An 11,205-nucleotide genomic window follows, 5' to 3' on the forward strand; every position below is an offset into this window, starting at 1 on the left:
CGGCAGGCCCCTACAGCCAGCCGTTCCGCTTCAGGGTCCGGTGGATGGCGAAGCAGATGACGGCGATGCCGCCGAGCACCATCGGGTAGCCGTACTTCCAGTGGAGCTCCGGCATGTGGTCGAAGTTCATGCCGTAGACGCCGCAGACCGCCGTGGGGACGGCGACGATCGCCGCCCACGAGGTGATCTTGCGCATGTCCTCGTTCTGCGCGACGGTCGCCTGCGCCAGGTTGGCCTGGAGGATCGAGTTCAGCAGTTCGTCGAAGCCGACGACCTGCTCCTGGACGCGGGCGAGATGGTCGGCGACGTCCCGGAAGTACTTCTGGATGTCGGGGTCGACCAGCCGCATGGGCCGCTCGCTCAGCAGCTGCATGGGGCGCAGCAGCGGGGTGACGGCCCGCTTGAACTCCAGCACCTCGCGCTTGAGCTGGTAGATCCGGCCGGTGTCGGTGCCGCGGGTGGAGCCCTTCGCGGCCGGCGAGAAGACGTCGATCTCCAGCTGGTCGATGTCGAGTTCGACGGCGTCGGCGACCGCGATGTAGCCGTCGACGACGTGGTCGGCGAGGGCGTGGAGGACGGCGGAGGGGCCTTTGGCGAGGAGCTCCGGCTCGCCCTGGAGGCGGTGGCGGAGATTGCGCAGCGAGCCCTGGCCGCCGTGCCGGACGGTGATGACGAAGTCGGGTCCGGTGAAGCACATCACCTCGCCGGTCTCCACCACCTCGCTGGTGGCGGTGAGTTCGGCGTGCTCGACGTAGTGGATCGTCTTGAAGACGGTGAAGAGGGTGTCGTCGTACCGCTCCAGCTTGGGTCGCTGGTGGGCGTGGACGGCGTCCTCGACGGCGAGCGGGTGGAGCCCGAACTCGGCGGCGATACCGGCGAATTCGGCCTCGGTCGGCTCGTGCAGGCCGATCCACGCGAAGCCGCCGGATTCCCGCACCTGCGACATGGCGCCGCGCGGGGTGAGGCAGGCGCGGTCGTCGATCCGCCGCCCGTCGCGGTAGACGGCGCAGTCGACGATGGCGCTGGAGGCCGAGTGGTCGCGCGTCGGGTCGTAGTTCGTGTACGTGGTCGGGGTCTTGCGCAGGCTCTGACGCAGGCTCGGCCGAACGGCGGCGCGCAGGTCACGGATCATCGACATGGGCGTGCTCCTTCACGGACAGGCCGTCGGCGAGCGTGGCACAACCCGGAATGAGGACGGGAAGAGGACTTCGTCCACAAAGCGGGCGGCACCGGCGGATCGCTGCGACGGCGTTCGCAACACGGACAGGCAAAGAGGGGATGCTCTTCCGTCGGACGCGATGCCGGAGAAAGGGGGTCCGCGGTTCAGGGACCCGGGATCACCGCAGGCAGGAACGCACCGGGCTCGGGTGCGGTGCGGCGGAAGAGCGGCTGGTACTGCCCGATCGACTTCGGTCCATCGCAGTCCCACCTCCTCCGGCCGGTCCCCCGTGAGGGACGACGTGTGACGCACAGTCGGGAAACCCGACCAGTGGCCAACACTATCAGCCGACCGAGGGTCAATCCCTTACTTTGCCCGTTCCATACGCGATCTATGCTCGCGACATGGGAGAAGTTCTTGCACTGGTCGAGGCCCGGCTCCGTACGGCCCTGGGCGAACCGGACGCGCGCGCCGCGGTGACGTTCCTCGGCACCGACCGCATCGAGGTGCTCCGCTTCGTCGACCCGGAGGCGGGCCTCGTGCGCTACGCCACGCTCGGGATGTCGGCCGCCCCGATGGCCGACCCGACCGCCGCCCTCGCCGACCCGGTGAAGGGTCCGCGCGCCGAGCTGGTCCTCACCGTCCGCCTCGGCCGCGCCGACACCGACAAGGTGCTGCGCCCGCTCGCGGTGCTCGCCGCGACCCCGCAGGTGGAAGGGGTCGTCGTGGCCCCCGGCGCCTCGCTGGACATCGGCGGGCCGCTCTGGCCGGGGGCCGGCTTCAGCTCGGTCCTGGTCGCCGGGTCCGGCGGGCTGGTGGAGGACCTGGAGCTGGACGAGCCGATGGACCCGGTCCGCTTCCTGCCGCTGCTGCCGATGACCCCGAACGAGGCCGCCTGGAAGCGCGTCCACGGCGCGCAGGCCCTGGAGGAGCGCTGGCTCGCGAAGGGGACGGACCTGCGCGATCCGCTGCGGGGGTCCGTGGCCCTGGACTGAGGGACCGCCGCCGCGGCCGGGCGTCCGGGTGACGGGGCGCGGGCCGGACGGGTGACGGGGCGCGGCCGTCCTTGACGGGAGGCGTGCGCGGTAGGACCGTTGAGCCCTATGAGGGGCGAACCCAGTTGTCCGAAGTGTGGTGGTCGCGTCAGGGCGCCCGGTCTCTTCGCCGACTCGTGGCAGTGTGACGTGCACGGAGCCGTGTACCCGCTGCAGCCCGTGATCCCGCCGAGCGTCGAAGCCCTCGGTGTCGTGGTGCACCGGTCCCACGTGCCTGTCTGGATGCCCTGGCCGCTCCCCGTCGGCTGGCTCTTCACCGGGGTCGCCTACGCCGGTGACGACCGCAGCGGCGGGCGCGCCACCGCCGTCGCCTGCTCCGGTCCCGGTCCGCTCGGCGGCATCGGCGAGCTGCTGCTCGTCGCCGAGGAGCTGGGCGTCGGCCTCGGCGCCCGGTACGCCGGCATCGACGGCCCCGACCCCGGCTCCGGCATGGCCATCGACAAGCCGCCGCAGGCCAAGGTCCTCGCCGCCGGCCGCCCCACCCCGCTCTGGCACGTCACCGACGCCCCCCACGACCGGGCCGTCTTCGCCGGGGAGGCCCGTGGACTCTGGCTCTGGGCGATCGTCTGGCCCGAGCAGTCCGGGCTGCTGATGTACGACGAGCTCGTCCTCACCGACCTCCGGGACGCGGGCGCCGAGGTCGAGCTGCTGCCCTGCGGGGCGCTCACCCCGCGCCTGCTCGGCTGACACGTCCGCCGCCATCGGGTGCGTAATGGGCGCCCCCGGCATCGGCTCCGTACAACCGTGTGTGGATCGCCCGTTATGCTGAAGCGTCACTCGTCCGTGCCGAGCCCCTGGAGAACCGCGTCGTGCGCATCGACCTGCACACCCACTCCACGGCCTCCGACGGCACCGACACCCCCGCCGAGCTGGTGCGCAAGGCCGCCGCGGCCGGGCTCGACGTCGTCGCGCTCACCGACCACGACACCACCCGCGGGCACGCCGAGGCGATCGCCGCCGCGCCCGAGGGGCTGACCGTCGTCCCCGGCGCCGAGCTCTCCTGCCGCCTCGACGGCATCGGCCTGCACATGCTCGCCTACCTCTTCGACCCCGAGGAGCCCGCCCTGCTCGCCGAGCGCGAGCTGGTCCGCGACGACCGGGTGCCGCGCGCCCGGGCCATGGTCGACAAGCTCCGGCTGCTCGGTGTCCCCGTCACCTGGGAGCAGGTCGCGCGGATCGCCGGCGACGGCTCCGTGGGCCGCCCGCACGTCGCCGAGGCCCTGGTCGAGCTGGGCGTCGTCCCCGACGTCTCCGGGGCCTTCACCGCCGAGTGGCTCGCCGACGGCGGCCGTGCCCACGTGCAGAAGCACGAGCTGGACCCGGTCGAGGCGGTCCGGCTGGTCAAGGCCGCCGGCGGCGTCACCGTCTTCGCCCACCCGGCCGCCGTCAAGCGCGGCCAGGTCGTGCCCGAGTCCGCGATAGCGGCCCTCGCCGCGGCCGGGCTCGACGGCATCGAGGTCGACCACATGGACCACGACGAGCCGGCCCGCGCGCGGCTGCGCGGGCTCGCGAAGGAGCTGGGCCTGCTGGTCACCGGCTCCAGCGACTACCACGGCAGCCGCAAGACCTGCCGGCCCGGCGAGTACACCACCGACCCGGAGATCTACGGGGAGATCACCCGCCGGGCCACCGGCGCCTTCCCCGTCCCGGGCGCCGGCGGAGCCTAGGCCCTCACCTCCGGCCCTCCGGAGCCGGGCGCCCTCCCGCCGTCGCGCGACGGCGGGGCGCCGTGCTGTCCGGCCGCGCCCGCCCCGTACCGCCCCCGATGCCCCGCGCGATCCGTCGCGCGGCGGCGGGGCACTCCTGCCCCAGCACCGGAACCTCTCGTTCCGGTCCGGGCCCCCACCCCACCGTTCGACCTCACCCCGCAAGGCACCCCACTGTGTTCGACGTCGCCGTCTTCGGCTCGCTCTTCCTCACCCTGTTCGTGATCATGGACCCGCCGGGCATCACGCCGATCTTCCTGGCGCTGACCTCCGGCCGCCCCGCCAAGGTCCAGCGCCGGATGGCCTGGCAGGCCGTCGCCGTGGCCTTCGGCGTCATCACCGTCTTCGGCATCCTCGGCCAGCAGATCCTGGACTACCTGCACGTCTCCGTCCCCGCCCTGATGATCGCGGGCGGTCTGCTGCTGCTGCTCATCGCTCTCGACCTGCTCACCGGCAAGACCGACGAGCCGAAGCAGACCAAGGACGTCAACGTCGCCCTCGTCCCGCTCGGCATGCCGCTGCTCGCCGGGCCCGGCGCGATCGTCTCGGTGATCCTCGCCGTGCAGCACGCCGACACCGTCTCCTCCCAGATCTCCGTCTGGGCCGCCATCGCCGCCATGCACCTCGTGCTCTGGCTGACCATGCGCTACTCGCTGGTGATCATCCGCGTCATCAAGGACGGCGGCGTCGTGCTCGTGACCCGGCTCGCGGGCATGATGCTCTCGGCGATCGCCGTGCAGCAGATCATCAACGGCGTCACCCAGGTCGTCCAGGGGAGCTAGGTTCCGGGCCTTCCCCCGGACACCACTGCGCCCCCGTGCGGATTCCGTCGAGCGGAGTCCGCGCGGGGGCGCGGTGCGTGGTGTGGACCTGCCCCGTTACGAGGCGGAGGTCTCTGCGGGCCGGATCCAGATGCGCTGGCCGACAGCGGCGGCCTGCTGCACGATCCGGTTGACGGAGGCGGCGTCCACGACGGTCGAGTCGACGGGCGTGCCGTCGATGTCGTCCAGGCGCAGGATTTCGAAGCGCATGGCTTCTCCCTTCGTCCGAGTTGATCCTCCATGCGGAGAACTGCGTTACATAGATGTCTAACGGTCGCCCCACCCGAAACATTCCTTACGCTAAAGAAAATTTTCGGATGGCTAACTACTGATGGGTAGGGGGTGTGGCGGCCCGCCCGCCCGAGGCGGACAATGAGGGCCGATGAACGACGCCACGCACCCCGCCCCACCCGCCGACGACACCGCGCGCGCCCTCGGCGCGCTGGAGGCCCGCCTGGAGCGCACCAATGAGCTCCTGCGGCGGATGCTGGCCGAGGTGGCCAAGACTCCGTCCACCCACGCCATCTTCGTCGACGCCGGTTACGTCCATGCTTCGGCCGGGTTGCTGGTCGCGGGCACCGAGGACCGGCGCAACTTCGACCTCGACGCCGAAGGCATGATCGACGCCTTCATCGACACGGCGCGCACGATCTTCGCCGACAGCCGGCTGCTGCGCGTGTACTGGTACGACGGCGCCCGCCGCCGCATCCACACCCCCGAGCAGCAGACCATCGCCGAGCTCCCCGACGTCAAGGTCCGCCTCGGCAACCTCAACGCCAACAACCAGCAGAAGGGCGTCGACTCCCTCATCCGCACCGACCTGGAGTCGCTCGCCCGCCACCGCGCCATCAGCGACGCCGCCCTCATCGGCGGCGACGAGGACCTGGTCTCCGCCGTCGAGGCCGCCCAGGGCTACGGCGCCCGCGTCCACCTCTGGGGCATCGAGGCCGCCGACGGCCCCAACCAGGCCGAGGCCCTGCTCTGGGAGGTCGACAGCCAGCGCACCTTCGACCTCGACTTCTGCCGGCCGTACGTCACGCGCCGGCCGGTCACGATGTACGAGAACGAGGCCGAGCCGCCGCCCTCGCGCGACGAGGTCCGCTTCGTCGGCGCCCAGATCGCCGCCACCTGGCTGGGAGAACGGGGCCGCGACCGGCTCGCCGAACTCCTGCCCGGCGACCCCTACCTGCCCGCCGCCGTCGACCAGGACCTCCTCGTCGAGGCCGAGTCCCGGCTCAGCCGCTCCCTGCGCGGCCACGGCGCCCTCCGCCGGGCGCTGCGCGACGGCTTCTGGCAGCACCTCAGGGCGCAGTACTGACCCTGAGCACGGGCTCCTCCCGGTCGCCGGCCGTGTCCACCCGCTCCCAGAAGGCCGTGAGGCGCTCGGCCAGCTCGCGCGGATGGGAGACGTTGGGGGAGTGGCCGGCGCCCTCGACCACGGTGTGGTGCGCGCCGGTCCGGGCGGCGACCTCCGCCAGCTCGCCCGGCGGCCAGACCATCTCCTCGGAGCCGTACGCCAGGTGCACCGGCAGCGCCAGTCCGGCCAGCTCGGCCGGGCCGTCCGGGTCGCTCAGCAGCAGCCGGCCCGCGCCGGACAGCTGGGCCACCTTGGTCAGCATCCAGCGGCGCCGCAGGAAGCCCACCAGCTCGGCGGTGTCGACCGCCTCGTCCGGCTGCTCGCCGCGGCTGTCCAGCCACCGCGTGGTCCGCCACACGCGCTCCTTCGCCAGCAGCGCGTGCCCGGCCCGCAGCGCCCGGATCCGGACCCGCTGGGGGCGGGCGACCCGCCCGGGACCGGAGGAGAGCAGGGTCAGCGAGCGGAAGGCCCGGGGGGCCAGCACCGCGGCCGAGCGGGCGACGAGCCCGCCGAAGGAGTGCCCGAGCAGGTGCACCGGCCCGTCGCGGAGCGCCACCGCCTGCGCGACCGCGTCCAGGGCGAGGGCCCGGCGGCGGTAGGCGGCGCGGCCCCGGGGACCGTACGACTCGTTCTGCCCGCGCCCGTCGACGGCGACGACCCGGTATCCGGCCTCGCTCAGCGGGCCGAGCAGCGCCAGGAAGTCCTCCTTGCTGCCGGTGTACCCGGGCAGCATCAGGACGGTTCCGCGCCGCTCGGCGGCCGGGGCGGTGTCCAGCACGGCGAATCCGCCGCGCACGGTCTCCAGGCGGTGGGCCCGGGTGCGCGGCGGCAGCGACAGGGAGCGGGGCTTGCTCATGCAAGGACTGTAACCGGAGGAGGCGGTCCCGGGACGGGCCGGGAGGGCGGGCTCGGGGCCGCGGGCCCGGGCCCCGCTGTCCGCCGGAAGAAAGACGGCGGCCCGGCCCCTGGGGAGGGGCCGGGCCGCCGTCATGCCCGGTCGTCCGGGCGTGGCGTCACGCCTCCGGCTGGGCGGGGGCGGCCTTCTTGGCGGCGCGCTTGCGCGGAGCCTTCGGGGCCTCCTCGGCGGCCGGGGCCTCCTCGGCGGCCTTCTTCACCGTGCGCCGACGGGTCGTCGTCGCCTTCTGCGGCTCCGACGCGTCCGGCGCCACGGCCGCGGCCGTCTTCTTGGCGGCGGCGCGCTTGCGCGGGGCCTTCGGCGCTTCGTCGGCGGCGGGGGTCTCGGTGACCTCGGCCGTCTTCTTGGCGGCGGTCCGCTTGCGCGGGGCCTTCGGGGCCTCGTCGGCGGCGGGGGTCTCGGCGACCTCGGCCGTCTTCTTCGCGGCGGCCCGCTTCCGGGGGGCCTTGGGAGCCTCCTCGGCGGGCGCCTCGGTGGCGACGGCGGCCGTCTTCCGGGCGGTGGCCCGCTTGCGGGGAGCCTTGGGGGCCTCCTCGGCCGGAGCCGCGACCGGAGCCGTGACCGGGGCCTCGGTGACGGGGGCCGGGATGACGACGATGGCCTCGGCGGCGGCGGTGGTCGTCACCGGGCTGGACGCCTTGCGGACCGCGCGGCGGCGCGGGCGGCCGGCCGGCTCCTCGACGACCGGGGCCGCGGGGGCCTCGACGACGACCGGAGCGGCCTCGACCACGGCACCCGGGGTGGTCGCCGGGCGGGTCGCCCGACGCCGGGCCCGCGGCGGCGCGGCCACGGCCTGCGCCGGCACGGCGGCCTGGACCGGTGCGGCCTGGGCCGGAGCGGCGGCCTGGGCCGGAGCCGTCTGGGCGGCGCGGGTCACCGGACGCTGCTCCGCCGACTGGGCGGGCACCGGGGCGGACTGCCTGCGGGAGGCGGCCAGCTCGGCGGCGGCGGTCTCCACGGTCTGGAACGAGACCGTGTCCTCGGCGCGCGGCCGGACCCGCCGCTTGCGCGGGGCGTGCGTCGGCGCGGGGGCGGCGGCCGGAGCGGCGGGCGCCGCGACGACGGCCTCCGGACGACCACCGCGGCCACGACGGCGGCGCGGGGCCGCCTCCTCGACCGGGGTCTCGACCGGCGCGGCGGCGCGGGCGACCGGCGCCTCGACCGTCTCGGCGGTCCGGGCGGGGGCGGCCTCGGTCTCCGTACGACCACCGCGGCCGCGGCGGCGGCGCGGGGCCGTCTCCTCGGCGGGGGCCTCAGCGGGGGTCTCGACCGGCGCGGCGGCCTGGGCGACCGGCGCCTCGACCGTCTCGGCGGGGGTCGCCTCGGTCTCCGTACGACCACCGCGGCCGCGGCGGCGGCGCGGGGCCGTCTCCTCGGCGGGGGCCTCGACGGGCGTGACGGGAGCGGGGTCGGCGGCCTGCGCGGTCTCCTCGGCCGGGGTCGGGGTGACCGGGGCGGCGCCGGCGACCGGGATGCCCCCGCCGACCGGGCCGGTGCCACGGGTGCGGCGGCGGCGCGGACGGCGCGGACCGTCGACGGCCTCCGGGGCCTCGGCGGCCTCGGCGGTCCCGGTGGCCGGGGCGCCGGTCACCGCAGTGGCCTCGGCGTCGGTCCCGCCGCGGGTGCGGCGGCGCTGGCGCGGGGTCCGCGTACGGGCCGGGCGCTCCTCGGCGGCCGGGGCCTCGGCGCGGCCGCCGCGGCCACGACGGCCGCCCGGCTCGCCCAGGTCCTCCAGCTCCTCCGCCGCGAGACCCGCGCGGGTCCGCTCGGAGCGCGGCAGGATGCCCTTGGTGCCCTCGGGGATGTCCAGCTCGGTGTAGAGGTGCGGGGAGCTGGAGTAGGTCTCCACCGGGTCGGCGAAGTTCAGCTCCAGCGCCTTGTTGATCAGCTGCCAGCGCGGGATGTCGTCCCAGTCGACCAGCGTGATCGCCGTACCGGTGTTGCCCGCGCGGCCGGTGCGGCCGGTGCGGTGCAGGTACGTCTTCTCGTCCTCGGGCGTCTGGTAGTTGATGACGTGGGTGACGCCCTCGACGTCGATGCCGCGCGCGGCGACGTCGGTGCAGACGAGGACGTCCACCTTGCCGTTGCGGAAGGCGCGCAGCGCCTGCTCGCGGGCGCCCTGGCCGAGGTCGCCGTGGACCGCGCCGGAGGCGAAGCCGCGCCGCTGGAGCTGCTCGGCGATGTCGGCCGCCGTCCGCTTCGTACGGCAGAAGATCATCGCGAGGCCGCGGCCACGGGCCTGGAGGATGCGCGCGACCATCTCCGGCTTGTCCATGTTGTGGGCCCGGTAGACGCGCTGCGTGATGTTCGCGTGGGTCGCGCCCTCGTCGTCCGGCGAGGTGGCGCGGATGTGCGTGGGCCGCGACATGTAGCGGCGGGCGAGGCCGATGACCGCGCCCGGCATGGTGGCCGAGAACAGCATGGTCTGGCGGGTCGCCGGAAGCATGTTGATGATCTTCTCGACGTCGGGCAGGAAGCCCAGGTCGAGCATCTCGTCGGCCTCGTCGAGGACGAGCGTCTTGATGTGCGACAGGTCGAGCTTGCGCTGGCCGGCCAGGTCGAGCAGGCGGCCGGGGGTGCCGACGACGACGTCGACGCCCTTCTGGAGCGCCTCGACCTGCGGCTCGTAGGCCCGGCCGCCGTAGATGGCGAGGACGCGCACGTTGCGCACCTTGCCGGCGGTCAGGAGGTCGTTGGTGACCTGCTGGCACAGCTCGCGGGTGGGGACGACGACGAGGGCCTGCGGGGCCTCGGTCAGCTGCTCGGGCTTGGCGCGCCCGGCCTCGACGTCGACGGGGACGGTGACCCGCTCCAGGATCGGCAGGCCGAAGCCGAGGGTCTTGCCCGTGCCGGTCTTGGCCTGGCCGATGACGTCGGTGCCGGTGAGGGCGACCGGAAGGGTCATCTCCTGGATGGGGAAGGGGTTGATGATGCCGACGGCTTCGAGCGCCTCGGCGGTCTCGGGAAGGATTCCGAGCTCTCGGAACGTAGTCAGGGTGCTGCCTCTTCTGTGAGACGCGGCGCGAGGCGAACGAAGGGGGTCTCATCGTGCCGGGCTCTTCCCGCGGGATCCTGGGGAAGATCACCGCCGGGTGGCACGGGACCACTGCCGTCGCTCGAGCGTCGTACCGCTGAGGGACCCTTCGGCGGGTCCGCCGGAAGGGCTGTCGGGCCGGAGCCGATCGGGCCACCGACCGGGCATCCTCATTCATGCGTCGGCCCACCGGGTACGTCCGAACGTACGAAAGCATGTCCGCATACTCGGCAGGCGCATTACCACTGTACCCCGGAATCGCGCATGTGTGTTGGGCGAAATGGTGATGAGGGCACGGTCACACTGACTGACCAGGGCCTTCGGGGGCCCGGAGGGCGGGCTATTGTGCGCTGCATGGAGACGCCTGACAACGCCACACCCGCCGGAGAGCCCGAAGACACCGGGGCTCCCACCGGTATCGCCGCCGAGGACTGGGCCACGGCTTCCGCGGAGCCGCAGTACCGCGCCGCGGTGATCGACCTCCTCGGCGCCCTCGCCTACGGCGAGCTGGCGGCCTTCGAGCGGCTCGCCGAGGACGCCAAGCTCGCGCCGTCCCTGGAGGACAAGGCGGAGCTGGCGAAGATGGCGTCCGCCGAGTTCCACCACTTCGAGCGGCTGCGCGACCGGCTCGCCGCCGTGGACGCGGAGCCGACCGCCGCGATGGAGCCCTTCGCGAAGGCGCTCGACGACTTCCACCGCCAGACCGCTCCGTCGGACTGGCTGGAGGGCCTGGTCAAGGCGTACGTGGGCGACTCGATCGCCAGCGACTTCTACCGCGAGGTCGCGGCCCGGCTCGACTCGGACACCCGCGCCCTGGTGCTGGCGGTGCTCGACGACACCGGGCACGGCAACTTCGCGGTGGAGAAGGTCCGCGCGGCCATCGACGCCGACCCGCGCGTCGGCGGCCGGCTCGCGCTGTGGGCCCGCCGTCTGATGGGCGAGGCGCTGTCCCAGGCCCAGCGGGTGGTGGCCGAGCGGGACGCGCTCTCCACGATGCTCGTCGGCGGGGTCGCGGACGGCTTCGACCTCGCGGAGGTCGGCCGGATGTTCTCCCGGATCACCGAGGCGCACACCAAGCGGATGGCGGCCCTGGGCCTCGCCGCCTGAACCGCCTCCGGCACGGAACGGCCGCGCGGCCCGGGACCTCGGTCCCGGGC

General features: G+C 74.1%; 10 protein-coding genes. 6 read left to right on the forward strand and 4 right to left on the reverse strand.

All coding sequences use genetic code 11. The features are described from left to right. Positions 1-10 precede the first annotated feature (10 nt). Positions 11-1,138, reverse strand: a complete 1,128-nt coding sequence (locus ACFVU3_RS13315) for a magnesium and cobalt transport protein CorA (protein ID WP_390065995.1) — start codon at positions 1,136-1,138, stop codon at positions 11-13. Positions 1,139-1,563: 425 nt separating this feature from the next. Here ACFVU3_RS13315 and ACFVU3_RS13320 point away from each other — a divergent pair, with 425 nt between their 5' ends. From ACFVU3_RS13320 to ACFVU3_RS13335, 4 genes are all read left to right on the forward strand, one after another. Further along, positions 1,564-2,154 (forward strand): suppressor of fused domain protein, encoded by a 591-nt coding sequence (locus ACFVU3_RS13320; protein WP_390065996.1) that lies wholly within the window; start codon positions 1,564-1,566, stop codon positions 2,152-2,154. A 108-nt stretch (positions 2,155-2,262) separates the two neighbouring features. Beyond that, entirely contained in the window at positions 2,263-2,901 is a 639-nt protein-coding gene (locus tag ACFVU3_RS13325; protein ID WP_390065997.1) for a DUF6758 family protein, read from the forward strand. Positions 2,902-3,023: 122 nt separating this feature from the next. After that, positions 3,024-3,881: a PHP domain-containing protein gene (locus tag ACFVU3_RS13330; RefSeq protein ID WP_390065998.1), complete on the forward strand. Its 858-nt coding sequence runs from the start codon at positions 3,024-3,026 to the stop codon at positions 3,879-3,881. Positions 3,882-4,096: 215 nt separating this feature from the next. Further along, positions 4,097-4,702 carry a MarC family protein gene (locus ACFVU3_RS13335; protein ID WP_390065999.1) on the forward strand — a complete coding sequence of 202 codons (606 nt, stop codon included), beginning with the start codon at positions 4,097-4,099 and terminating at the stop codon, positions 4,700-4,702. A 96-nt stretch (positions 4,703-4,798) separates the two neighbouring features. Here ACFVU3_RS13335 and ACFVU3_RS13340 read toward each other — a convergent pair whose 3' ends face one another. Continuing rightward, on the reverse strand, positions 4,799-4,951 hold the full coding sequence (locus ACFVU3_RS13340) for a hypothetical protein (protein ID WP_376435415.1): 153 nt from the start codon (positions 4,949-4,951) through the stop codon (positions 4,799-4,801). A 172-nt stretch (positions 4,952-5,123) separates the two neighbouring features. On the opposite strand from ACFVU3_RS13340, the gene ACFVU3_RS13345 reads away from it, so the two are divergent. Then, positions 5,124-6,059, forward strand: a complete 936-nt coding sequence (locus ACFVU3_RS13345; RefSeq protein ID WP_390066000.1) for an NYN domain-containing protein — start codon at positions 5,124-5,126, stop codon at positions 6,057-6,059. Here ACFVU3_RS13345 and ACFVU3_RS13350 read toward each other — a convergent pair. Both ACFVU3_RS13350 and ACFVU3_RS13355 read right to left on the reverse strand, forming a co-directional pair. Further along, a complete protein-coding gene (locus tag ACFVU3_RS13350) occupies positions 6,043-6,954 on the reverse strand; it encodes an alpha/beta fold hydrolase (protein WP_390066001.1) in 912 nt (303 codons plus the stop codon). The two genes, ACFVU3_RS13345 and ACFVU3_RS13350, sit on opposite strands and share 17 nt — an antisense overlap. 157 nt (positions 6,955-7,111) lie before the next feature. Next, positions 7,112-9,919, reverse strand: a complete 2,808-nt coding sequence (locus ACFVU3_RS13355) for a DEAD/DEAH box helicase (protein ID WP_390066002.1) — start codon at positions 9,917-9,919, stop codon at positions 7,112-7,114. A gap of 483 nt (positions 9,920-10,402) precedes the next feature. On the opposite strand from ACFVU3_RS13355, the gene ACFVU3_RS13360 reads away from it, so the two are divergent. Then, entirely contained in the window at positions 10,403-11,155 is a 753-nt protein-coding gene (locus ACFVU3_RS13360) for a ferritin-like fold-containing protein (RefSeq protein WP_390066003.1), read from the forward strand. Positions 11,156-11,205: the final 50 nt, after the last annotated feature.

It is taken from the genome of Streptomyces sp. NPDC058052 (assembly GCF_042885515.1).
Taxonomy (GTDB): domain Bacteria; phylum Actinomycetota; class Actinomycetes; order Streptomycetales; family Streptomycetaceae; genus Streptomyces.